This is a genomic window from Kitasatospora sp. NPDC059803, from assembly GCF_042732255.1.
Taxonomy (GTDB): Bacteria; Actinomycetota; Actinomycetes; order Streptomycetales; family Streptomycetaceae; genus Kitasatospora.
The window spans coordinates 6,264-29,657 of the sequence record NZ_JBHWIJ010000087.1 but is presented as its reverse complement, the minus strand read 5'-3'; the positions used below and the strand labels follow the sequence as shown (position 1 = coordinate 29,657).

18 protein-coding genes and 1 pseudogene are annotated in these 23,394 nt (G+C 75.7%); 9 read left to right on the top strand and 10 right to left on the bottom strand.

Going from position 1 to position 23,394, the window contains the following annotated elements:
• Nucleotides 1–113 precede the first annotated feature (113 nt).
• Nucleotides 114–713 carry a TetR/AcrR family transcriptional regulator gene (locus tag ACFV6I_RS16610; RefSeq protein WP_380425920.1) on the top strand — a complete coding sequence of 200 codons (600 nt, stop codon included), beginning with the start codon at nucleotides 114–116 and terminating at the stop codon, nucleotides 711–713.
• Between the two features lie 30 nt (nucleotides 714–743).
• On the opposite strand, the gene ACFV6I_RS16605 is transcribed toward ACFV6I_RS16610, so the two are convergent.
• Together ACFV6I_RS16605 and ACFV6I_RS16600 are read right to left on the bottom strand one after the other, a co-directional pair.
• Nucleotides 744–1,391, bottom strand: coding sequence for a response regulator transcription factor (locus tag ACFV6I_RS16605; RefSeq protein ID WP_063347082.1), 648 nt, complete (start codon nucleotides 1,389–1,391; stop codon nucleotides 744–746).
• Nucleotides 1,376–2,656, bottom strand: a complete 1,281-nt coding sequence (locus tag ACFV6I_RS16600) for a sensor histidine kinase (RefSeq protein WP_380425918.1) — start codon at nucleotides 2,654–2,656, stop codon at nucleotides 1,376–1,378. Before ACFV6I_RS16600 ends, ACFV6I_RS16605 begins: the two co-directional genes overlap by 16 nt.
• Nucleotides 2,657–2,802: 146 nt before the next feature.
• Here ACFV6I_RS16600 and ACFV6I_RS16595 point away from each other — a divergent pair, with 146 nt between their 5' ends.
• Nucleotides 2,803–3,318: a hypothetical protein gene (locus tag ACFV6I_RS16595; RefSeq protein ID WP_380425916.1), complete on the top strand. Its 516-nt coding sequence runs from the start codon at nucleotides 2,803–2,805 to the stop codon at nucleotides 3,316–3,318.
• Nucleotides 3,319–3,381: 63 nt separating this feature from the next.
• Here the strand turns inward: ACFV6I_RS16595 and ACFV6I_RS16590 are convergent, their stop codons facing one another.
• On the bottom strand, nucleotides 3,382–4,866 hold the full coding sequence (locus ACFV6I_RS16590; protein ID WP_380425914.1) for a hypothetical protein: 1,485 nt from the start codon (nucleotides 4,864–4,866) through the stop codon (nucleotides 3,382–3,384).
• Nucleotides 4,867–5,208: 342 nt separating this feature from the next.
• On the opposite strand from ACFV6I_RS16590, the gene ACFV6I_RS16585 reads away from it, so the two are divergent.
• The 4 genes from ACFV6I_RS16585 to pth all read left to right on the top strand — a co-directional run bounded on the left by ACFV6I_RS16585 (nucleotide 5,209) and on the right by pth (nucleotide 7,904).
• Nucleotides 5,209–5,712, top strand: coding sequence for a hypothetical protein (locus ACFV6I_RS16585; protein WP_159398395.1), 504 nt, complete (start codon nucleotides 5,209–5,211; stop codon nucleotides 5,710–5,712).
• Between the two features lie 103 nt (nucleotides 5,713–5,815).
• Nucleotides 5,816–6,481 (top strand): DUF3105 domain-containing protein, encoded by a 666-nt coding sequence (locus ACFV6I_RS16580; protein ID WP_063347086.1) that lies wholly within the window; start codon nucleotides 5,816–5,818, stop codon nucleotides 6,479–6,481.
• 92 nt (nucleotides 6,482–6,573) lie between these two features.
• Entirely contained in the window at nucleotides 6,574–7,206 is a 633-nt protein-coding gene (locus tag ACFV6I_RS16575) for a DUF305 domain-containing protein (protein ID WP_063351021.1), read from the top strand.
• 110 nt (nucleotides 7,207–7,316) lie between these two features.
• Nucleotides 7,317–7,904 carry an aminoacyl-tRNA hydrolase gene (gene pth, locus ACFV6I_RS16570; RefSeq protein WP_380346131.1) on the top strand — a complete coding sequence of 196 codons (588 nt, stop codon included), beginning with the start codon at nucleotides 7,317–7,319 and terminating at the stop codon, nucleotides 7,902–7,904.
• A 16-nt stretch (nucleotides 7,905–7,920) separates the two neighbouring features.
• Here pth and ACFV6I_RS16565 read toward each other — a convergent pair whose 3' ends face one another.
• Nucleotides 7,921–9,456 carry an MFS transporter gene (locus ACFV6I_RS16565; RefSeq protein ID WP_380425912.1) on the bottom strand — a complete coding sequence of 512 codons (1,536 nt, stop codon included), beginning with the start codon at nucleotides 9,454–9,456 and terminating at the stop codon, nucleotides 7,921–7,923.
• A 191-nt stretch (nucleotides 9,457–9,647) separates the two neighbouring features.
• On the opposite strand from ACFV6I_RS16565, the gene ACFV6I_RS16560 reads away from it, so the two are divergent.
• Nucleotides 9,648–10,154 (top strand): MarR family transcriptional regulator, encoded by a 507-nt coding sequence (locus ACFV6I_RS16560; RefSeq protein WP_063347089.1) that lies wholly within the window; start codon nucleotides 9,648–9,650, stop codon nucleotides 10,152–10,154.
• A 118-nt stretch (nucleotides 10,155–10,272) separates the two neighbouring features.
• On the top strand, nucleotides 10,273–10,791 hold the full coding sequence (locus tag ACFV6I_RS16555) for a GNAT family N-acetyltransferase (protein ID WP_380425910.1): 519 nt from the start codon (nucleotides 10,273–10,275) through the stop codon (nucleotides 10,789–10,791).
• A 26-nt stretch (nucleotides 10,792–10,817) separates the two neighbouring features.
• Here ACFV6I_RS16555 and ACFV6I_RS16550 read toward each other — a convergent pair whose 3' ends face one another.
• From ACFV6I_RS16550 to ACFV6I_RS16535, 4 genes are all read right to left on the bottom strand, one after another.
• Nucleotides 10,818–11,327 (bottom strand): methylated-DNA--[protein]-cysteine S-methyltransferase, encoded by a 510-nt coding sequence (locus ACFV6I_RS16550; RefSeq protein WP_380425908.1) that lies wholly within the window; start codon nucleotides 11,325–11,327, stop codon nucleotides 10,818–10,820.
• Nucleotides 11,324–12,841, bottom strand: a complete 1,518-nt coding sequence (locus tag ACFV6I_RS16545) for a DNA-3-methyladenine glycosylase 2 family protein (protein WP_380425906.1) — start codon at nucleotides 12,839–12,841, stop codon at nucleotides 11,324–11,326. The genes ACFV6I_RS16550 and ACFV6I_RS16545 overlap by 4 nt, the downstream gene beginning before the upstream one ends.
• Before the next feature lie 602 nt (nucleotides 12,842–13,443).
• Nucleotides 13,444–14,565, bottom strand: coding sequence for a ribosome small subunit-dependent GTPase A (gene rsgA / locus ACFV6I_RS16540; protein ID WP_380346113.1), 1,122 nt, complete (start codon nucleotides 14,563–14,565; stop codon nucleotides 13,444–13,446).
• Between the two features lie 323 nt (nucleotides 14,566–14,888).
• Entirely contained in the window at nucleotides 14,889–15,884 is a 996-nt protein-coding gene (locus ACFV6I_RS16535; RefSeq protein ID WP_380425904.1) for a cytochrome c oxidase assembly protein, read from the bottom strand.
• A gap of 302 nt (nucleotides 15,885–16,186) precedes the next feature.
• Here ACFV6I_RS16535 and ACFV6I_RS16530 point away from each other — a divergent pair, with 302 nt between their 5' ends.
• On the top strand, nucleotides 16,187–17,785 hold the full coding sequence (locus tag ACFV6I_RS16530; RefSeq protein WP_380425902.1) for an FtsW/RodA/SpoVE family cell cycle protein: 1,599 nt from the start codon (nucleotides 16,187–16,189) through the stop codon (nucleotides 17,783–17,785).
• Here ACFV6I_RS16530 and ACFV6I_RS16525 read toward each other — a convergent pair.
• Nucleotides 17,716–22,143: pseudogene (locus ACFV6I_RS16525) on the bottom strand (amino acid adenylation domain-containing protein); the annotation flags it as partial. The gene ACFV6I_RS16530 and the pseudogene ACFV6I_RS16525 sit on opposite strands and share 70 nt — an antisense overlap.
• Nucleotides 22,143–23,394 (bottom strand): condensation domain-containing protein (locus tag ACFV6I_RS16520; protein ID WP_380425900.1); only part of this gene is annotated, 1,252 nt, incomplete at its 5' end. The pseudogene ACFV6I_RS16525 and the gene ACFV6I_RS16520, both read right to left, overlap by 1 nt.

Below are 23,394 nucleotides of genomic sequence, written 5' to 3'. Positions count from 1 at the left end.
GCCAATGGGCGCCACGGCCCCCCGCTGGGCCCCCCCCGGCGGGCGGGGGGGGGCCCCCCCCCCCCCCCCGGCCCCCCTTCCGACCTCCGCACCACCGAGGGAGCGCACCGCACATGGCCGACCCCCGCCCGCGCCGGCCGGCGCGCCCCCGCGAGGAGGTCTTCGCCACCGCCCGGGCCGCGATCGCCGAACACGGGCTCGCCAAACTCACCATGGCCGGGCTCGGCAAACAGCTCCAGATGAGCGCCGGACACCTGCTCTACTACTTCGGCAGCAAGGACCAGCTGCTGCTGGAAACCCTCCGCTGGAGCGAGGACCAGCTCGGCACCCGGCGCCGTGACGCCCTCGCCGACCGCTCGCGCGACCCCTGGCAGCGGCTCGACGCCTACCTGCGCCTCTACCTGCCCGACGGGGCGGGCGATCCGCGCTGGATCCTGTGGGTCGAGGTGTGGGGGCGCTCCCCCGCCAGCGCCGAGATCCGCCAGGGGCAGCAGGAGATCGAAGCGCCCTGGCAGGCCGACCTGGTCGCCCTCATCGAGGAGGGCACCGCCACCGGCCACTTCACCCCCGGGCCCGCCGCCGACCGGGCCACCCAGATCCGCGCCCTCCTCGACGGCCTGGCCGTCCCCATCGCCATCGGCCTCCCCGCCGCCCACCGCCCCGCCGCCCTCACCCAGGCCACCGCCGTCACCGCGATCCTCCTGCGCACCTGACCCCGGGGGCTGCGGCGGGGTGGACAGGCCCTACGACTTGTTCAGGTACGTGAGGACGGCGCGGACGCGGCGGTTGGTGTCGTCGTCGTCGGTGATGCCGAGCTTGCCGAACATCGCGGTGGTGTACTTGCCGATGGCGCTCTCGCTCAGGAAGAGCCGGCGGCCGATGGCCTGGTTGGAGAGCCCCTCGGCCATCAGCCCCAGCACGGCGTACTCGCGTTCGGTGAGCCGTTCGAGCCCCCGGTTCGGTGGCGTGTTGGACAGCAGTCTCGCGATGACGGCCGGGTCCATGGCCGTCCCTCCGTCCGCGACGCGCTCCAGGGCACCGATGAACTGGTCGGCGTCGAACACGCTCTCCTTGAGGAGGTAGCCGACGCCGCCGGAGCCGTCCGCCAGGAGCTCCCGGGCGTACAGCTGCTCGACGTGCTGGGAGAGGATGAGGACCGGCAGCCCGGGCATCTCGCCGCGGGCGGCGAGGGCCGCCCGCAGCCCCTCGTCCGACTGGGTCGGCGGCATGCGGACGTCGATGACGGACACGTCCGGGCGCCACCTGCGCAACGCGTCGAGCGTCTCGGGCCCGGTGGCGGCCGTGGCCACCACCTGGTGCCCGCAGGCCTCGATCAGGCGGACCATCCCGTCGCGCAGGAGGTAGAGGTCTTCGGCTACAACGATTCGCATGGCACCGTCATCCTGACACGGGTCGGACCGCCCGACGGACTGGTGACCTCCAGGGTGCCGTCGAAGGCCGCGAGCCGGCGGCGCAGGCCCGCCAGCCCGCCGCCGGCCCGGACGTCGGCCCCGCCCCGGCCGTCGTCCTCGACCTCGGCGACGACCGCGGCGGCGACACCGGTGCCGTCCCGCGTGAGGGAGATCCGCACCCCGGACGCCCCGGCGTGCCGGACGGCGTTGGTCAGCAGCTCGGCGACGCCGAAGTAGACGGCGGACTCGATCGGCGGGTCCAGGCGCAACAGGGCGTCGGCGCTGACGGCCACCTCCAGCGGGACGTCCAGGGCGAGCGCGCGGACGGCGTCGACGAGCCCCCGCTCGCTCAGCACCGGCGGGCTGATCCCCCGGATCAGGTCGCGGAGTTCGGCCAGCGAGGCGGTGGCACCGGCCTGCGCGTCCCGCATCAGCGCCCTGGCCTGGCCGGGGTCACGCTCCATCAGCTTCCCGGCGGTCGCCAGGGAGAGCCCGAGCGCGACCAGGCGGGCCTGCGCCCCGTCGTGCAGATCCCGTTCGATCCGGCGGATCTCGGCGGCCTGCGCGACCGTCACGTCCGCCCGCTGGGCGGTCAGTTCCTCGACCCGCTCCGCCAGCGCCATCGCCGGCGACGGGCGCAGGAAGCGGACCGCCACCGGCACGACGGGCCGCCAGGCGTACGGGGCGGAGGCCACGGCCACGACCGCGCCGAGCGCCCCGGCCAGGCCCGCGGCGGATTCCGGCCCGCCGAACCCGAGGACCGCGCAGGCCGCCACGACCACCCCGGCCGGCGGGAGGCACGCGAGCAGACCGGCGGTGAACGGCGCGATCCCCGCGAACCGCAGGTCGCGCCAGTTCGCCGGGTCCCGCCAGCGGACCCGCCAGCGCTGGTCCATCAGCGCGTCCCGGCGGGTGCGCTCGTAGGAGAAGCCGTTCCACCAGAACCCGGTGGACATCCGCGTCACCGGCCCGGCCTGCCGGTATCCGGCGGGGATCACCGTGGCGGTCCACCGCGCGACGAGGAAGCGGACGATCCGGCAGACGGGGCGGGGCAGGGCGAGCGTGCCCACGCCCACCAGCACGAACGGCGCCGTCCACGACCACGGGTTGCCCGCCCCCCACCAGACCCCCAGCGCCACGGCCGCGGCCCACACGGCCGGCAGCAGCAGGCAGACGGCCGCCACGACACACGCCCGCACGAACCCCACCCCGGCGCGCGCCACCCACGAACCCAGCCGTCCCACGTCTCTCCCCTTCCGTACGGTGCTCCCACTGTGCACCGCGCCGAGCCCGCCACCGCCCCGATCGGCCGGGGAGTGGGGCTGGCCCCACCCACGTGTGGGCCCAGACCGATACCGCCCCGGCCGAGCGGTTCGTAGCGTCGGTGGACATGGACACCAACACGCACCACACGGACACGCACCGCACGAAGATGCACCGCACGAACGCCCACCGCACGGACATGCCCGGCAGCGACATGCCCGGCACGCCCGAGGCGACGCTGCTCCACGACCCCCGTACCCGGCGGGCCTTCGGCACGGTGACGGCCTGTATCAAGGTCTACGGCGCGCTCGGCGCCGTCGCATTCCTGGCGGTCGTCGCGGTGGCGGGCAGCGGCCACCAGGTGAACACGTTCATGTGGGTCCGGGCGGTGCTGCTGCCAGTGGTCGCCGTGCTGCTCCACCGGCTGGCGGTCGCCGCCTCCCGAGGGTCCCGCCGGGCCTTCGAACGGCTGGGCGCCCTCACCGTCATCATGCCGATCGCCATCATCGGCGTCGACCTGATCCCAGGCGTCTGCCCGCCCTGGTACGCCGCGGTGCAGACCGTCTGCATGCTGCCCGTCCTCCGGGCCGCGGTCACCGTCCGCGGCTCCGCGCTGCGCGCCGCCTTTCCCAAGGCGCGCTGACCGGGCGTCGGGCGCCTGGTGCGCGGTCGGCGTCCGGTCGGCCATTCGGTCGTCATCCGGTCGTCAGTCGGTCCAGACGGCGGCCGCCGTACGGTCGTCGGCGTAGCCCTTGGCACGGACCTGGACCTGGCGGAGGAAGTCGACGGTGCCGGGCGGATGCGGGTGGGCCCAGTGGGTGGACAGGAAGTGGGCGACGGCCGGCTCGTCGGCGATCGGGCGGGCCAGGCCGGGGGTGCAGAGCAGCAGCACGTCGCCCGGGGTGGCGGGGACCAGCCGGAAGCGGAACGGCCTCGGCTCCTCCGGCGGCTGCTGGCCGTCCGGGTGGTGCAGCAGGCGGGCCGCATAGGCGTCGATCCAGTGGCCGGAGCGCAGCAGGTAGAGCCCGCCCGGGCCGACCCCGAAAGCCGCCCGGTGGCCGGCCGCCGGGTCGAGCGACAACAGCAGGCAGTGCAACGAGGCCGGGGACGGCGTGCCGTCCCCCTCGTTTCCGGGCGCGAGCGCGCGCAGCGGGGCGACGGCGCCGGTGGCGAGCCGCTGGAGGCCGTAGCGCAGCCGGTCCCGGGCGCCGTCGCGCAGGTCGGCGGCCAGGCCCTCGCGACTGCGGCCGACCGCGGCGGCCAGATGGCGGCAGGCCTCACGGGTGCTGGTGGCGACGGCTTCCGGGGGAAGCGCCTCGTCCGCGGCGGTGCCGGTCCGGTCGATGCCGGCGAGCACGGCGAGCAGCAGCCCGTCCGGGCCGTCCCCGAACCTGGTGACCAGCAGCGCGTCGCGCCGTGACTCGCCCCGGAAGCGGGCGGAGTCGCCGCGGACGGAGACGGCGCGCAGGACGGACGGCCCGTACTGGGCGCCCTCCAGGACGGTGTCCGGCACCAGCGTCCCGAGGACACCCGGATCCGCCTCCGGGACGGCGGTCGGCTCCGGCCCGTAGGTCGGTGGGCGCTCGCCGATGTGCGGCACGGTGGGGGCGCCGTCGGCGAGTGGCGAGCGGACGGCCGGGCGCGGGTCGGGGACGGTGGCGGTGGCGAGGGTGTCGGGTTCCGGGGCGGGTTCGGGTTCCTCGGCGGCGGCCTCGGGTTCGGGCTCGGGTTCGGGCTCGGGGGTGGGCTTGTCCAGGGAGACCGGGGCGACAACTGGTGCGGGCGCGGTCTCGGCTTCAGGTCCCGGGGCGTCAGGAGCGAAGGCCGGGGCGGGGACGGTGGCGTGGGGCTCCTCGCCCGTCCGCTGGGGTCCGATGACGCCGATCGCGGTGTCGAACCAGTCGTCGATGCTGTCCCGTTCCAGCACCTCGTCCGCTACCGGCACCGCCGCCGACGACTCCGGCTCCGGCTCCGACTCCAGAACCGGCTCCGCGTCCAGGACCGGCTCCGGTTCGGCCGTGCGCTGCTGGCCGATGAGGCCGACCGCCGTATCGAACCAGTCGTCGACGCTGCCGTCGCCGGGGTCCGCGTGCGGGGTGTCGGGGAGGGTGCCCGCCGGGCCGTCGTAGACCGTTTCCCACCAACCGTCGTCCGGCCGGTGCGGCTGTGCGGGGGCACCCTGCTTGCTCATCTGGCGGCTCCTGGTCGGTCCGTGGTCGCGCCGCCCCCGGCGGGGCCGGACTCGACGTCATTGTCTCCAAGTGCAACGACGCTGTCCGGGTTTCGGCGACAACCGGTCAGCGCCGGGCCGTTCCCGGCCACCGCGTCGACCTCGGGTTTCACCGGGGAGTCCGGCGCCGCGTCCGCCCCTGCGTCCACCCCCGGGTTCACCCCTGCGTTCGGTCCCGTTCCGTCCGTGCTTGCCGGATGTGCCCGGAGCAGGGCGTTTCCGGGGTGTTCGGGTCCGGGAGCGGCCGAAAATGGGGGTCGAGGAGGGGCATCGCTTCACTCGTTCGGCTGATTAAATGTGCGCATGACCGCGTCGGCCCCCAGCTCACCTCGACCGGGGAGGGCCGCTCCGGCGGGCCGCCCGGTGGGAGTGCTGTGGGTTCTGCTGCTGGTCGCGCTGCTCACGACGCTGCCGTGCGCCGGTCAGTCGAAGGCGGTCGGCGCGCACGCCGCTCCGATGCCGACCACCGTCACCGCCGTCACCGTCACCGTCACGACGGTCTCCAGTCACGCCCCGCACGCCGGCCCCGCAGCCAAGGCCTCCGACCAGCGCCAGCGCGCCGGCGAGCAGCGGCACTGGACGTGGTGCACCGCCGACGGCGGGCAGCCCCGCCGTGACAACGGCTGCTCCAGCCACCCGTACTGCGCGCAGGACGCCCAGCTGCCGAACCCGCCGCCGCATCCGCAGCCGGCCGCGTCACCGCTCGCGCCGGCAGCCGAGGCGCTGCCCAGGGTGGTGCCCGCCGGGCTGCTGGACGGTCCGCATCCGGCACCCGATCTGCACGAGCTGCAAGTACACCGGTCCTGAGCGGAACCCACCGCCCGGCATCCGCCGGCGGATCCGCCCCTCCCCTTCTTTCAGCTGACCGCCGCGCCACCAGCAGTGCGCGGCGGGGACAAGGACAACCACCATGGGTTCCGCCTCGAAGCAGTCCGGCAAGCAGTCCGGCAAGCCCGGCCCGACCGACCGCCGCGCCCGGATAGCCGAGCTGCGCGCCGGCGAGCAGCGCCGCGACCGCCGCAACAAGGTCATCGCCTCGGTCGCGGCCGGTGTGCTGGTGATCGGCGCGATCGCCACCGGCACCTGGATCGTCATGGACGCCAACCAGAGCAAGAAGAAGGAGCAGGCCGCCGCCAACGCGGACATCCCGGGCGTGCAGACCTTCGGCGAGCTGAGCCGCACCCACGTCAAGGACAAGGTCAGCTACCCGATGACCCCGCCGGTCGGCGGCGACCACAACGCGATCTGGCTGGACTGCATGGGCCACGTCTACGACCAGCCGGTCGAGAACGAGCGCGCCGTCCACTCGCTGGAGCACGGCGCGGTCTGGGTGACGTACAACGGCAAGGCGACGCCGGACGACATCAAGACCCTGTCCGACAAGGTCAAGACCACCCCGTACTCGCTGATGAGCCCGTACCCGGACGAGAAGGGCGCCATCACCCTGAACGCCTGGAGCACCCAGCTGATCGTGGACAGCGCGAGCGACCCCCGGGTGAACCAGTTCTTCACCAAGTACGTCCAGGGCAAGCAGACCCAGGAGCCGGGCGCCTCCTGCACCATGGGGCAGATGTGACCGCCGACGCGGCGCTGCCCGAGGACGGCTCCGAGCACGCCGCCGAGGAGTTCGCGGACGAGGCCGGGGCGCCGCGCCCGGCCCGTCGGCGGCTGTGGTGGCCGGCCGCGCTGGCCGCCGCCCTCGCGCTGGCCCTCGGGGTGCCCGCCCTGGTGGCGAGCGGGACGTCGGCGTCCGGGTCGGCCTCGGTGGCCGTCCCGGCGGACGACTCGCCCGAGGCCGGGTTCGCCCGCGACATGGCGACCCACCACCAGCAGGCGGTGGACCTGTCGTTCATCGTCCGGGACCGCACCGGCGACGACCCGACCCGCACCCTCGCCTTCGACATCATCAACACCCAGGCCAACCAGCGCGGGATGATGATGGGCTGGATCGACCAGTGGGGGCTGCCGCAGCACTCGGCGGCCAAGCCGATGGCGTGGATGAGGATGGGCCACGACTACCAGGCCCACGACGGTTCGCTGATGCCCGGCATGGCCACCAACACCCAGCTGGCGAAGCTGCGTTCGCTCAGCGGGCGGGACGCCGAGGTGTACTACCTGCAGCTGATGATCCAGCACCACAAGGGCGGCGTCGAAATGGCCCAGGGCTATGTGGACCTGGCGAAGAACGACGCCGAGAAGCGGCTCGCCCAGTCGATGGTGGTCGCGCAGACCTCGGAGGTGCAGCTGATGACCGACATGCTCACGGAGCGCGGCGCCGCCCCCGGCGTGCCCGAGTCCTGACCCACCCCACTGCGCGTGTCCTCGGACGGCCGGGGCGCGGTCGACGGTCCCGTACCGTGCGTACCGTGCCCCGGCCGTCCCGCGTCCGCGACAAGCCCCTGGAGTTCCCGATGCCCCCCGCCGCACCCTGGCTGATCGCCGGACTGGGCAACCCCGGCCCGTGGTTCCGGCTGACCCGGCACAACGCCGGCTTCCTGACCGTGGAACGGCTGGCCGAACGGTACGGCGCGCGGTTCCGGCGGCGCGGGATCGGCGCCCTGGTGGCGGAGATCGAGGTCGACGGCCACCGGGTGGTGCTGGCCAAGCCGCAGTGGTTCATCAACCTGTCCGGCCGACCGGTGTCTGGCCTGCTGCGGCGTTACGGCGTCCCGGTCGAGCACCTGGTGGTCGTGCAGGACGACCTGGACTTCGCGTTCGGCACCGGACGGCTCAAGCGCGGCGGCGGCCCCGGCGGCCACAACGGCGTGCGCTCGGTGGGCGAGGTGCTCGGCACCCCCGACTTCGTACGGCTGCGCTTCGGCATCGGGCGCCCACCGAAGGGGCAGAGCGCCGGCGACTTCGTGCTGAAGAAGTTCTCGGACCACGAACAGGCCGCCCTGCCAGGGGTTTTGGACCGGTGCGCGGACGCGCTGGACACGCTGGTGCGGCGCGGCCTCAACCGGGCCCAGGACGCACTGAACGTCCGCTCGGAGGCTTAGGGGAAGAGGTCCCGGCTCAGGCCTGGCGGACCGGCCGGGTCAGGGCCACGGCTGCCACCGCGACCGCCGCGAGAGCGAGCAGCACCGTCCGGCCGCCGGCCGCCGGGCCCGCCAGATGGACCCCGAGGACGGGCAGCGCGGTGCCGAGCGCCGTCCCGAGGCTGCGGGCCATGTTCACCATGCCGCCGCCGACCGCCGAGCACTGCGCCGGGATCGCCCGCATCACCAGCGCGTTGTTGGCGGGCAGCAGCAGTCCCAGCCCGTAGCCGGCGAGCAGCAGCGGCACCGCCACGGCCGCCCCCGAGACCGGCAGCAGCGCGAACAGCAGCAGCCCCGCGCCCGCGAGCACCGCGCCCGCGCGGCAGCGGGCGACGTCCGACCAGCCACGCGGCAGCAGCGCGCCGCCGACGGTCGCGGCGAGCGCGAACGCGGCGGGCAGCAGGGTGATCACCAGGCCGGCCCGGGCCACCGGCACGCCCGCGCCGGTCAGCAGCACCGGGCCGAGCACGAGCGGGCAGAACAGCAGCAGGTAGCCGATCAGCGAAACCACCAGCCCGGACCGCACCCCGGGGGTGTTGACCAGGCCGGGCGCCAGGATCGGCCGGGCGGCCCGCCGTTCCTGACGGACCAGCGCGAGCGCGAGGACGGCGGCGGCGAGCAGCAGTGCGGCGGCGGCCCAGCCGGGCAGCGGCAGTCCGGAGGCGGTGGACAGGGCGAGCAGCAGCGCGGTGGTGGAGCCGGTGAGCAGCAGCAGGCCTGCCAGGTCGAAGCGGCCGCCGGATGCGGTGGCGGGCGGGCTCGCCACGCCCGGCGCGAGCGGGCCGTCCTCGGTGCGGGGAGCGGGCAGGCGCGCGGCGGCTCCTGCGGGCGGGCCCCCGGTGCCGGCGGCGGGCGGGGGCCCGGTACCGGCGGCGGGCGGGGGCCCGGTGCGGGTGCGGGGCAGCAGGAACCAGCCGGCCAGGATGCCCAGCACCCCGATCGGCACGTTGATCCAGAACACCCACCGCCAGGAGGCGTGCTCCACCAGCAGCCCGCCGAGGCTGGGGCCCAGCGCCAGACCGAGCCCCTGGGCCGCCGCCTGGATGCCGAGCGCGCGCCGCATCGCGTGCTCCGGGACGCCGCGCGCCACCAGGGCGACGCTGTTGGCCTGCATCATCGCGCCGCCGACGGCCTGGACGGCCCGGCAGGCGACCAGCACGCCGAGGCTGCCGGCGTATCCGGCGCCGAGTGAGGCCAGGGCGAAGACGGCGAAGCCGCCGAGGTACATGGTCTTTCGGCCGATGAGGTCGGAGAGCCAGCCGACCGGGGCGAGCAGGGCGACCAGTACCAGGAGGTAGGCGAGGGCGACCCATTCGACGGCCGCGAAGCCGGCGTCGAAGTGCCGGCCGAGGGCCGGGAAGACGAGGGCGGTGACGCTGGCGGTGAGCTGGCCGAGGAAGGCCCCGAGGCAGACGGTGCCGACGGCCAGCCAGTGGGCGTGACGCCAGCCGGCTATGCCGCGGGGCCGGGGCCGCTCGGTGAGCAGCCGCGCGGCAAGGGCGGTGGCGTTCATGCCACAAATATATCGGATGCAGATATGTTCTTTCTACGAGTTGCTCGCCTTCCGATGGGAGCCCGGGGAGTTCCACGGAGCTCCCCGGGGATCCGCAGACTTCCACCGAGCTCCGCAGAGCTCCGGGAGGCCCCCGCTCGACGGTGGACAACCCGCCGGACCGGCCCGTACCAGGCGATACGCTGTCCGCCATGCCGTCGTCACCACACGTCCCCGACCCCGCCACCGAAACCCCCGAAACGGCGGTCGACCACGCCCGGCGGCTCACCGACACCGTCACCCGCCTGCGCCGCGCCCTGCGCAGCAGCATCCGCACCGACTACCCGTGGGAGTCCCTGCCCATGGCGCAGGTCGAACTCCTCCAGACCCTCGCCGCCGCACCCCTGCGGGTCGGCGAACTCGCCGCCCGGCAGCGGCTCGCCCCCAACACCGTCAGCGGACTGATCGGCAAACTCCTCGACGCCGGATTCGTCGACCGCCAGGCCGACCCCGGCGACCGCCGCACCGCCCGCATCGCCCTCACCCCGGCCGGCCGGCGCCAGCTCGACGACTGGCAGCGCGCCCACGAGCGCCGCATCGCCACCGCCCTCGACACCCTCGACCCCACCGACCGCGACGCCGTCGTCCACGCCCTGCCCGCCCTCGAACAGCTCGCCCGCGCCCTCGCCGAGGCCGGCCAGGGCCCCGACCAGGCCTGAACCCCGGCCGGGCCTGGCCCCTGACCGGGCCCAACCCGGGGCCGAACCCCGGTCAGCACCCCCGGACGCCTGCAAAACCGCTGGTCACCGACCCGTACCGACCGCTACCGTCCCCGGCATGAACACAGCACAGGTACTGATCGAGCCCTGGACGGACGCCGACCTCGCACTGCTGCGCCGGGTCAACACCCCGGAGATGAAGAAGCACGTCGGCGGCCCGGAGACCGAGGAACAACTCCTCGTCCGGCACCGGCGCTACCTCGACTTCGTCCCGTCCGGCCTGGGCTGCATGTACCGGATCGTGCTGCTCCCCGAGGGCGAGGCCGTCGGAACCGTCGGCTACGGCACCCGCACCTGGGAGGGCGAGACCGTCCACGAGATGGGGTGGAACGTCCTGCCCGGCCACCAGGGGCGGGGCATCGCCGTCGCCGCCACCCGCGCCGCCGTCGCGGCCGCCCGCCGCGAGGCCGCCCACCGCCACCTGCACGCCTTCCCCTCGGTGGACAACCCGGCCTCCAACGCGGTCTGCGCGAAGGCCGGGTTCAACCTCGTCGGCGAGACGGACTTCGAGTTCCCGCCCGGGCGGTTCATGCGCAGCCGCAACTGGCGGGTGGACCTGCGGGCGGCGGCGGGCTGAGCCGCGCCGCCGCCCGGGCGGACGCGTCAGAACAGCGTGCCGCTCTCCAGCTCCAGCAGCCGGCGCTTGCAGTCCACGCCCGCCGCGAAGCCGGTCAGCGAACCGTTGGCGCCCATGACGCGGTGGCAGGGGCGGACGATGAGCAGCGGATTGGCGCCCACCGCGCCGCCGACCGCCCGCACCGCGCGCGGCGACTCCCCCGCCAGATCGGCGAGTTGGCCGTAGGTGACGGTCTCGCCGTACGGGATCTCGTCCAGGGCGGCCCAGATCCGCCGGCGGAACTCGGTGCCCACCGGGGCGAGCGGGAGGTCGAAGGAGGTGCGCTCGCCCGCGAAGTAGGCGGTCAGCTGGGCGACCGGCTCGGCGAGCGCCTCCGGGTCGAGGACCCAGTCGTCGGCGGGCTCGGACAGCGCGTACTTCTGCCCGGGCGCGGTCACGGTGGCCAGCGCCGCCGCGCCGCCGCCCTCGGGCAGGACACCGGACAGCAGCAGCCGGCCGAACGGGCTCTCCATGGTGGTGTAGACGGTGGTACTCATGCCTCTGCCTTCTCCGTTCCAGTGCTGGCGCTCGCGGGCCCGGCCCACAGCCGGTGCACGGCGTAGGAGCGCCACGGGGCCCACGCCTCGGCCGCGCGGGCGGCGCTCTTCGGGTCGCCGGGGGCGCCGAGCCGGACGAGGCCGTGCTTGACGCCCACATCGCCCGGGAGGAAGACGTCGGGGTCGGCGAGGGCCCGCATCCTCAGGTAGCCGACGGTCCAGGGGCCGATGCCGGGCAGGGCCAGCAACTTGGCCGCGGACTCCTCCCGGTCCACCCCGCCGTCGAGTCGCACCGACCCCTCGGCCAGGGCCGCGCACAGGCCGGTGAGCGCGCGGCGGCGGGCGGCGGGCATCGCGAAGTCCTCCGGGTCGGCGGTGGCCAGCACCGCCGCCGTCGGGAACAGCAGCCGCAGGCCGCCGCTCGGCTCGGGCAGCGCGGCGCCGTACTTCTCGGTCAGCCGGCCAGCCAGCGTACGGGCGGCGCCGACCGTGATCTGCTGGCCGAGCACCGCGCGGACGGCCAGCTCGTGCGGGTCCACGTGACCGGGCGAGCGCAGGCCGGGACGCTCCCGGACCAGGGGGCCTAGCACGGGGTCGGCGCCGAGCTGCTCGTCGACCGCGTCCGGGTCGGCGTCCAGGTCGAACAGGCCGCGCAGGCGCTGGACGGCGGTCGGGAGGTCGCGCAGGTCCGCGAGCAGCAGGCGGCAGTCGAGCCAGCCGCGGGTGCGCGGTTCGCCCGGCGCCAGCCCGTCGACCTCGGCGATGCCGTGCCCGTACGGGAGCGCCAGGGTGCGCCGGTAGGTGCGGACGCCGGAGCGCGGACCAGGGACGACCTCCTCCACGCCGGGGACGGCACGCAGAGCGAGGAAGTCGATCAGGTGGTCGCTGTCGAGCGCGCCGCGGTAGGCCAGGCGCAGGGTGAGGCCGCCGGCCGGCGTCGCGACGCGGCGGCCGGCCACGACCTCGGCGCGCAGACCGCTGGGGGTGCGGTCGTAGACCTCGCGGACGGTGTCGTTGAACTGCCGCACCGAGGCGAAGCCGGCGGCGAACGCGATGTCGGTGACCGGGAGTTCGGTCGTCTGCAGCAGCAGGCGGGCGGTCTGGGCGCGGCGGGCGCGGGCCAGCGCGATCGGGCCGGCGCCCAGCTCGGCGATGAGCTGGCGCTGGAGCTGGCGGGAGCTGTAGCCGAGGCGGCTGGCCAGGCCCGCGACGCCCTCGCGGTCCACCACGCCGTCGCCGATCAGGCGCATCGCGCGACCGACCAGGTCGGCGCGGTGGTTCCACTCCGGGGAGCCCGGTACGGAGTCGGGGCGGCAGCGGCGGCAGGCCCGGAAGCCGGCCCCCTGGGCGGCTGCGGCGCTGGGGTAGAAGACGCAGTTGACGCGCTTGGGGGTCACGGCGGGGCAGCTCGGTCGGCAGTAGATGCCGGTGGAGGTGACGGCCGTGAAGAAGACGCCGTCGAAGCGGGCGTCTCGGCTGTCCACGGCTCGGTACCGGATGTCGTCGTCGATCACGCTGTCCAGTCTGCGGCACTGGGGCGGGGGGTGACTGGCGGGAATCGGACATGGCCGTTGGGGGCCCTCCCCCTCCCCCCTCCCCCACCCCACCCTCCGCCCACCTCCACCCACCCATCCCGAGCACCGGCCCGGAGGGCCCACGCCGGGGCCCGCGCTGGGGGCCCGCGCTGGGGGCCCATGCTGGGGGCCCAACCGGAGGACCACGCCTGAGGACCACGCCGGAGGACCGCGCAGGGAACCCGCGCCGAGGGGCTCACACCGGCGCCCACGCCGGAGGCCCCACACCGAGAGACCCACACCCGGAGACCCGCGCGGGGACGCCCGCACCGGAGAGCCCGCCCCGAGGCCACCCCGGGGGAAGACCGCAGCGCTCGGCGCACGCGCGCGTTGCTCGCGGTCTGGCCGCCGGCCAGGGCGGCTCGCCGCCCTCGGTGACCCGGGTTTCACCGTGGACAACGCCACCGCAGTGGCCCTGAAGCACTTCCGGCTGCCGGCCCGCCCGGCCTCCGCCGAGCCGGGTGGCCCGGGCGGAGACCGGCCGCGGCCCCCCGATTTCCTGGTCGGCTTTCCTGGTCGGCTTTCCTTGTCGGCTTTCCTGGTCAGCGCTTCACGGAGCCTCCCGCGGCGCGCATCGACTTGGAGAGCGACTTCCACTTCTTCGCCCGGGCCGAGGCCAGTCGGGCGTCCGAGCGGGAGGCGATCCACTCGTTCTCGCGCTGGAGCTTGAGGTAGCTGTCCATCCGGCGCTGTGGCAGGGTGCCGTCGGCGAGCGCCGCCTGCACCGCGCAGCCGGGCTCGGTGTGGTGGCCGCAGTCGTGGAAGCGGCACTCCTCGGCCAGTCCGGCGATGTCGGCGAAGGCCAGGTCCACGCCCTCGCCACCGTAGAGGCCGACCTCGCGCAGCCCGGGGGTGTCGATGAGCACACCCCCGCCGGGCAGCGGGATCAGTTCACGGGTGGTCGTGGTGTGGCGGCCCTTCTGGTCGACCGAGCGGGCCTCCTGGACGGCCATCGCCGTGACGCCGGCGAGCGCGTTGGTGAGCGTGGACTTGCCGACGCCGGACTGGCCGATCACGGCCGTGGTGCCGGGCGCGCAGGCGCGCAGCACGTCCATGCCCTCACCCGTCCCGGCGCTGACCACGAGCACGGTGACACCGGGCGCGACCGCCTCGACGTCGGCGCGGATGAACTCGGCGTCGTCCACCAGGTCGGCCTTGGTGAGGACGACCAGGGGGTCGGCGCCGGACTCCCAGGCCAGGGCGAGGAAGCGCTCTATCCGGCCGAGGTCCGGATCGGCGGCGAGTGAGGCGGCGATCAGGACGGTGTCGACGTTGGCGGCGAGCACCTGGCCGTCGGAGCGCTTGCCGGCCACCTTGCGGATGATCGCGGTCGAGCGGGGCAGCAGTGCGGTGACGGCGGCCATCGGCTGGGCGTGGAGGTCCACGGCGGCCCAGTCGCCGGTGCACGGGCAGTTGATCATGTCGGCGTCGCCGACCGGGCGGGTGTCGAGCCGGACGGTGCGCGGCTCGCCCGTCTCCGGATCGGCGAGCACGGCGTCGCACTGGCCGCGGTCGACCCGGACGATCCGGGCCGGGATCAGCCCGGCCTCGGCGAGCGGGGTGAAGAGTTCGGCGAGCTCGGGCGTCCAGCCGTAGCCGGACAGCGGCAGCTCGTCAGAGGGGGAGGTGGAGGGGAACGACGAAGTGGAGGCAGCGTTGAACAACGCGGTGGGCCCTTCGGGAGGAGATGATCCCGGCGGGCTGCGGCTGGCGCGGAAAAGGTCAGCCGGCGGCCGGGAAGAGGAGGTGAACGCGAGTACTGCCCAAGGCAGCTATCGGGGCGACAACGACCACGGGGTTCACCTCCTGCTCTCTACTCCTCGGGCGGCCGTGAAGGCCCCCGATCTGGACGGGACAAACGCTAGCTGGTGGGGGTGGCGGGGCCAACTGGTTTTTGACCTGCGGAAACGCGGTGAAGGGATCCACAAGGGACCAACATTGGACCTACAAAAGTGCGGGCCCGCGCCCAGGAACCCGCCGGAGCCGACTACCCGCCGTACCGGTGCTTGAGGTTCGGGTCGTCCAGCCACCAGGGCCGCATCCCGGCCTCCTCCTCGGCCGGCAGCCCCGCCGCCTGCGCCTGCGCCGCGGCCTCCTCGAAACGGGCGTCCAGTTCGGCGTCCACCGCCTTGATCTCCTCCCGCCCCTGCACCACCATCCGCCGCACCAGCGCGGCCAGGAACGGCAGCCCGACCAGGTCGCCCAGCACCCAGAGCATGTTGCCGCCCCAGGTCTGGTCCTGCGCCAGGCTCGGCCCCCACGGCCGCCCGAGCGCCACGTAGTAGTGCTCGGCGACCAGGTGGCCACCGTAGATCAGCACCAGCCCGAGCCCCGCGTCGAAGATCACCTCGGCGAAGGTGATGAACAGCCCGACCAGGTGCGGGTACTCGCGCCCGACCGGGTCGATCTGCAGCCGCGGCCAGAAGTACGCCAGCCCGAGCAGCACCAGCACCATGTGCAGCAGCACGTTCCCGAACGCGCTGGACACCGACTCCTCGTACCAGGGCGTGAAGTAGAGCAGCCACGGCGGGGCCATCAGCAGCGCGGTGGAGACGGCCGGGAACATCAGCACCTTGGACGGCCGGCTGCGCAGCGCCCGCAGGATGCGCTCGCGCCGGGCCGGCGGCGCGGCCGCGACCAGCAGCGAGACCGGCGCGCCGAGGGCGAGCAGCAGCGGGACGAGCATCAGCAGCAGCACGACCTGGACGGCCCGGTCGGTGAACAGGATCCGCTCGTACACGCCGAGGCCGGAGCAGGTGCACCAGATCCACAGCAGCAGCCCGCCCAGGAAGGCGGCGGTGCGGGAGGGCTGCCAGCGCTCGCCGCCGGCCCGGTGGACGGTGCGCACCGCGGCCAGGTACCAGCCGCCGAGCAGCACGGAGAGGGTGAGCACCAGCGGTTCGGCCGTCCACGCGGTGGCCAGGTCGGACCACTGCCAGGGCGGTGGTCCGCTGTAGGCGAGCACTCGCACCGCGCCGTCCATCCGTCCGCCCACCTCGTTCGCGCCCTGCCGCCGCCGGCACCGTCCGGCGGTCCGTCGGGCGCCGCGGACCGGACCGCGGCGCCCCGGCCATGATGGCCTCCCGGCCGGGGCCCGCCGCGCCCGGGGCCCGCCTCTATACCTGCGCCTGAACAAAGCTTTACCGAGCCCGGAAAAAGCTTTGCCCAGGCAAAGTTCCGGCCTCGACGGCCCCCGGACCGCAACCGGCGCAGGGCCGTGTTCGTCTGGCAGGATGCACCGTCGGCGATACCGGCCACGCGGGTGATGACAAGGGGACGACAAGGGTGCAAGGCACTGCACGCGGCGAGGGCCGCCGGCTGGCGGCGCGCCACCGCAACATCGAGCTGGGCCTGCTGGCGCTCGCGGTGGCCGTCTGCCTGGCGGGGCACATCGACGCCGATCTGGCACTGACCGGCAAGATGCCGCCCGGGCTGCTGGTCCACGGCCTGGCGCTGGGCGGACTGGCCGGGGCGGCGCACCTGGCGGTGCGGCGGTTCGCCCCGTACGCGGATCCGCTGATCCTGCCGCTGGGCGTCTTCCTGACCGGCTTCGGGCTGATGCTGCTGGACCGGCTGGACATCTCCTACGCGGCGGCGCACGCCAAGAAGGGCGACTACCAGAAGCTCCCGGCCGCGCCCTCGCAGCTGATGTGGGTGTTCGTCTCGGTCGCGGTGGCGATCGCGCTGATCGCGCTGATCAAGCACCACCGGTTCTTCCAGCGGTACGTGTACCTGCTGATGACGGGGGCGCTGATCCTGCTGGCGGCGCCCGCGTTCTTCCCGGGTCGGCCGGAGGACTTCGGCGCCAAGCGCTGGATCCGCCTGTTCGGGCTCTCCTTCGAGCCGGACGAGTTCGTGAAGGTCGCGATCACGATCTTCTTCGCCGGCTATCTGATGGCCTCCCGGGACGCGCTCGCGCTGGCCGGCCGGAAGATCTGGGGGATGACCCTGCCGCGCGGGCGGCACGTCGGCCCGGTGCTGGCGATCTGGGTGGTCAGCCTGCTGGTGCTGGTCTTCGAGCGCGACCTCGGCACCTCGCTGATCTTCTTCGGCGTCTTCGTGGTGATGCTGTACGCGGCGACCGAGCGCACCAGCTGGGTGGTGCTCGGCCTGCTGATGGCGGTCGGCGGCGCGGCCGTGGTCGGCACCGTGGAGCCGCACGTGCACGGGCGCGTCGAGGCCTGGCTGCACCCGCTCGACATCTACAAGGAGCACCACGACCCGGCGATCATCTCCGACCAGCCCGCCGAGGCGCTGTTCAGCCTGGGCACCGGGCACCTGACCGGGACGGGCCTGGGCTCGGGGCGGCCGTGGCTGATCGGCTTCGCCGGGCGCAGCGACTTCGTCTTCACCACGATCGGCGAGGAGCTGGGCCTGGCCGGGGTGACGGCGGTGCTGCTGGTGTACCTGCTGCTGGTCCAGCGCGGGCTGCGGACGGCGGTCGGGCTGACCGACCCGTTCGGCAAGCTGCTGGCGACGGGGCTGTCGACGGCGCTGGCGCTGCAGGTGTTCGTGGTGGTCGGCGGGGTGAGCGGGCTGGTGCCGCTGACCGGCAAGGCGCTGCCGTTCCTGGCGGCGGGCGGCTCGTCGCTGCTGGCGAACTGGCTGTTCGTGGCGTTGCTGATCAAGCTGAGCGACTCGGCCGGGCGCACGGCGCTGGAGCCGGCGCCGCCGAGCCCGGATCCGCTCCCGGCGCAGGCCGGGCCGGCGGGCCGGGCGGCGGCCCCGGGCAGCGGCAGCCGGGCCCGGTCCCGCTTGTTGGTGCGCGTCCTGGGCAGCGCGTCCAGCAGCATCACGGTGTCCGGCACGACCGCCGCCGGGAGCCGCTCGGCCAGGTGCGCGCGCAGCTCGGCGCCGGTGACCCCGGGCGCGGCGACCGCGTAGCCGACCAGCCGGCGGGCACCGCCCTGGCCGTGCGCGGCGGCGGCCGCCTCGCGGACCCCGGGGTGCAGCTCCAGCAGCGCCTCGATCTCCTCCAGCTCGATCCGGTTGCCGCGGATCTTCAGCTGGCTGCCGATCCGGCCGACGAACGCCAGCTCGCCGTCCGGGAGGCGGCGGCCCAGGTCCCCGGTGCGGTACAGCCGGCCGCCGGCCTGCCAGGGGTCGGCGACGTACGCCCGGGCGCTCTCCTCGGGCCTGCGGTGGTACGAGCCGGCCAGGAAGTCGCTGCGCAGGTGGATCTCGCCGACCACCCCGACCGGGCAGAGCCGGCCCTGGCGGTCCAGGACCACGGCCTCGCGGCCCGGGATCGGGCTGCCGATCGGTACCCCGGCCGGGAACTCCTCGCCCGGCGCCAGCTCGCGGTGCGTCGCCAGCACGCACTCGGTGGGCCCGTAGAGGTTGTGCAGCCGCGGCCGGTCGGGGCGGTGCGCCCAGGCGGCGGCCAGCGCCACCGGGAGCACCTCGCCGGCCATCAGCACGTGGGCGAGGTCCGGCAGGTGCGAGCCGGTGGCGTCCAGCGCCTCGGTGACCAGCTGGAAGAAGGCCGGGACGGTCTGGATCTGGGTGATCCGCTCGGCCCGCAGCCACCCGGCCACCGCGAGCGGGTCGCGGCGCAGCCCCTGCGGCGGCAGGCAGAGCACCGCGCCCGAGCAGAGCGCGGCGAACACCTCGGTGTACGCGGCGTCGTAGGTGAACGGGGCCCACTGGGCGATCCGGCTGTCCGGCCGGATGCCGAAGTGCTCGCGCTGCCAGTGGGCGAACTGGGCGAGCGCCGCGTGCGGCAGGGCGATGCCCTTGGGTGTGCCGGTGGAGCCGGAGGTGTAGACCAGGCAGAGCGGGTCGCCGGGGCCGGCGGGGGAGGCGGCCGGGGAGGGGCCCGCGGGCTCGTCGGCGGCCGGCACCCGCGGGTCGACGACCTCGACCGGGATCCCGGCGAAGTGCCCGTCGCCGTCCCGCAGTTCGGAGCGCAGTTCAGGGTGCAGGGCGAGCGTGCTTTCGGCGGCCAGCAGGCACACCGGTTCGGCGTCGGCCAGCAGCGCGGTCAGGCGGGCGGCCGGGTCGGCCGGGTCGAGCACCGCGAAGGCGGCCCCGGTCTTGGCGACGCCGAGGATCGCGGCGCTCTGCACCGGGCCGGCGGGCAGCAGCACCGAGACGAACCGGCCGGGGGCCGCGCCGCGCTCCAGCAGCCGGGCCGCGATCCGGTCGCTCCAGGCGTCGAGCTGCCGGTAGCCGACCGTCACGCCCTCGGCCCGGATCGCGGGGGCGTCCGGACGGGCCGCGGCCCGGGCCCGGAACAGCTCGGACACCGACACGGCGTGCTCGGCGCGCGCCTCGCCCGCGGGGCGGGCCGGGCGCGGGGCGGGCAGAGCGGGGTCGGTGAGCTCGACGGCGTCGAGGGGGGCCTGCGGCGAGGCCAGGGCGGCACGCAGCAGGGCGTGGAAGTGCTGGGCGAAGCGGTCCGCGAACTGCGGGCCGAAGCGGTCCGTGGCGTACTCCAGGGCGCCGGCGATCCGGTCGGCGCGCTCGTCCAGGGCCAGGGTCAGGTCGTACTTGGCCGCCCCGGTGGGGACCTGGCGCAGCACGCCGGCGGCCGCGCCCAGCCGGACGTCGGCCGGCGGCGCGTCCTGGAACACCAGCGAGGCCTGGACCAGGGTCGGCCGGCCCGGCTCGCGGGGCAGGCCGAGGCCGGCCACCAGCCGGTCGAAGGCGACCAGCGGACGGCCGAGGTCGCCCGCCAGCGCCCGCCCGGTGCGGGCGGCGAGCTCGGCGAAGGACGGCGCCCCGGCCAGGTCCACGCGCACCGGCAGGGTGTTGGCCAACGAGCCGACCAGCGACTCCAGTTCGGGCCGGTCGCGGTTGGCCACCGGCACGCCCACCAGGACGTCGTCGCTGCCCGCGTAGCGGCCCAGCAGCGCCGCGTACACGGCGAGCAGCAGGGTGAAGGGCGTGGTGCGCAGCCGGGCGGCGCCCTCGCGCAGCGCGGCCGTCAGCTCCGGGGCGAGCGCCACCGGCAGGGTCTCGCCGGCTCCCGTCGGCCGCGTCCGGGTCGGTGCGTCGGCGGGCAGGTCGAGCACCCCGGGGTGCCCGTCGAGCCGCTTCAGCCAGTACTCCAGGTGCTCCTGACGCAGCGTCAGGCCCGCCTCGTCGGCGCAGTCGGCCGCGTAGCCGGCGAAGTCCAGGTCGAGCGCGGGCGGCGGCTCGGCCAGGCCGAGGCGGGCGGCGTACAGCGCGGCCAGCTCGCGCACGGCCACGCCGATCGACCAGCCGTCGACCGCGAGGTGGTGCGCGGTGCACAGCAGCACCGAGCGCTCGGGGCCGGTGCGCACCAGGGTGAGCCGCAGCGGCGGCTCACCGGCCAGGTCGAAGGGGCGCACCGCCTCCGCCCGGGCCAGCTCGGGCACCTCCTCGGGCGCCGCGTCCAGGACGGCCAGGGCCGGTGCGGCGGGCGGCGCGAGGACCAGCACCGGGCCGTCCTCGCGCAGCTCGCAGCGGGCGGCGAGCACCGGGTGCCGGGCGGTCAGGTCGGCGAGCGCCCCGGTCAGGGCCGCCTCGTCCACCGGGCCGGTCAGGTCGAGCGCGGCGGGCAGGTGGTAGGCGGGCGAGTCGGGGGCCAGGCGGTGCAGCAGCCACAGCTGGCGCTGCTGGTCGGTCATCGGGACGGCGTCCGGGGCCGGCCCGGCCGTACGGGCGGCGGGCGCCGGGGCGGCGGGCCGCACCCGCGCCAGGGCGGCCGGGGTGGGGTCGGTGTAGAAGTCGGCGAGCGAGGGCGCGGCGCCGAAGCGGGCCCGGACGCGGCCGAGCAGCCGGGTCGCGGCGATGGAGTTGCCGCCGGCGGCGAAGAAGTCGTCGGTGGTGCCGACCCGCTCGGGCGGCAGGCCCAGGACCTCCGCCCAGAGCGCGACGGCGGCCTGCTCGGCCTCGGTGACGGGCGCGGCCCGCCGGGCGGCGGTGAGCTCCCCGGCGCGCAGCAGCAGCGCCGGACGGTCCACCTTGCCGCTGGTGTTGAGCGGCAGTGCGGGCAGCGGGGCGATCACCCCGGGGACGGCGGCGGCGGGCAGCCGCTCGCGCAGGTGGCGGCGCAGCCGGTCGGGCAGCCCGTCGTCCTCGGTGCGGGCGGTGACGAAGGCGACCAGCCGGGGCCCGGCGGGCTGCCCCCGGTCCACGACCACCGCCGCCTGGCGGACCTCGGGGTGGGCGGCGAGCAGGGACTCCACCTCGCCGACCTCGATGCGGTGGCCGAGGATCTTCACCTGCTGGTCGGCCCGGCCGAGCACGACGATCCGGCCGTCCGGCAGGTGGCGGGCCAGGTCGCCGGTGCGGTAGACGGTGCCGCCGGCCGGGTCGACCGGGTCGGCCACGAAGGCGGCGGCGGTCAGCTCCGGGCGGTTGCGGTACCCGGCGCTCACGCCGGCCCCGCCGATCACCAGCTCGCCGACGGCGCCGCGCGGCACCGGCCGCAGCCGCCGGTCCAGGACGTAGCAGACGGTGCCGGCCACCGGGCGCCCCACCGTGACGCCCTCGCCGGGCAGCACCCGCCCGACGGTGGACCAGATGGTCGTCTCGGTCGGCCCGTACAGGTTCCACAGCCCGGCGCAGCGCGCCAGCAGTCGATCCGCGAGGTCGGCGTCCAGGGCCTCGCCGCCGCACAGCGCCCGCAGCCCGGGCCGGCCCGCCCAGCCGCCGTCCAGCAGCCCGCGCCAGAGCGAGGGGGTGGCCTGCATGACGGTGGCGCCGCTGCGCTCCAGCAGCGCGCCCAGCGCCTCGGCGTCGCGGACGCTCTCGCGCGGGGCGACCACGACCCGGCCGCCGGCCAGCAGCGGGGCGAACAGCTCCAGGACGGAGATGTCGAAGGTGATCGAGGTGACGGCGAGCAGGGTGTCGTCGGCGCGCAGGCCCGGTTCGGCGCGGACCACGCTGTGCAGCAGGTTGGCGACGCAGCCGTGCGGCACCGCCACGCCCTTGGGCAGCCCGGTGGAGCCCGAGGTGTACATCAGGTACGCGAGGTCCTCGGGGCCGGCGCCGGGCAGCGGCTCGCCCGCCCCGGAGTCGGCGGCGTCAGGGCCCTCGTCGAGCAGCGCGGCCGGGTCGGCGGCGGGCAGCCCCGCGGCGGGGTCGCCGATCAGCAGGCGGGCGCCGCTGTCGGCGAGCACGTGCTCGGCCCGCGCGGCGGGCATGGCCTCGTCCAGCGGGACCAGCACGGCCCCGGCCCGCCAGATGCCGACGATCAGCGGCACCAGCTGCGCGCCGCGCTCGACGCGCAGGGCCACCCGGTCGCCGGGCGCCACGCCGTGCCGGGCCATCAGCCGTCGGGCGACCCGGTCGGCGGGGGGGGCGGGCCCCGGCCCCCGGGGACGCGGGCGCGCGGCGCCCGCCGCGCCCGCCCGGGCCCCGCGCCGGGCGCGGGGGCGCACCGGCCCCGCCCCACGGGGCCCCCCCGCCCCCCCGGCGGGGGGCCCCCCGGGGGGGGGGCGGGGCGCGCCGCGCCGCGCCGGCCGCGGGGCCGGGGCCCCTCGACGGCCGGCGCGGTGCCGCCCTGCCGGGCGAGTTCGCGCAGCGCCTCGGGCACGGTGGCCCAGGCGCGCTCGGCGTCGGGCGCCCGGTTGAAGTCGACCAGGACGCGCCGGCGCCGCTCTTCGGAGAGCACCGGAAGCTCGGCCAGCGGCCGGTCCGGGTCGGCCGCGGCGGCCTCCAGCAGGCACAGCAGCGAGTCCGCGAAGTCGGCCGCCGTCTCGGGGGCGAGCAGCGCCGTGCGGTACTCCAGCGTCGCGTCCAGCGCGCCCGAGGGGCGCGGGCGCAGGAAGAACGTCAGGTCGTACTTGGCCGTGCCGCTGTGCGAGGGCGCCGGCGTGGTCGCGACGCCGGGCAGCTCCAGGGTGGTGGTGGGGCCGCTGTGGAAGGAGTACATCAGCTGGAACAGCGGCGTGCGCCCGCCCGCGGCGCGGCCGAGCCGCTCCAGGACCAGGTCGAAGGGGGTGTCGCGGTGGCGCAGGTCGGCCTTCAGGTGCTGGCGGGTGCGGGCCAGGGCCTGCCGGAAGCTCGGCTCGCCGCCGAGGTCGCTGCGGTGGGCGACGAGGTTGAGCAGCGGTCCGACCACGCCGGCGAGGGCGGTGCGGCCGCGGGTCGCCACCGGCATGCCGACCACCAGGTCGTCCTGGCCCGTCCAGCGGGCGGCGGTGGCGCAGAAGGCGGTGAGCAGCACGGTGGACAGGCTGGCCAGTTCGCCCCGGCCGAAGGCGCTGAGCCGGGCGGCCAGTTCGGCGGGGACGGTGAAGTGGTGCAGCGCGCCGGCCGCCGGGTCGCCGCCGGGGCCGACGTCGGACGGCAGGTCGGCGGTGGGCAGTTTGCCGCCCAGCCGGGTCTGCCAGTGGTCGATTCCGCCGGCGTGGCTGGTGTCGCCGCCCTCGCCGGCCTCGGCGCGCTGCCAGGCGGCGAAGTCGCCGAAGTCGGGTCCGCCAGCGGGGAAGGGGGCCGGCGCCTCGGGGGCCGCTTGGGCGGCGGTGCAGCGCGCCCGCCACACCCGGGAGACGCCCCAACGCGAGGCCGCCCCCCCC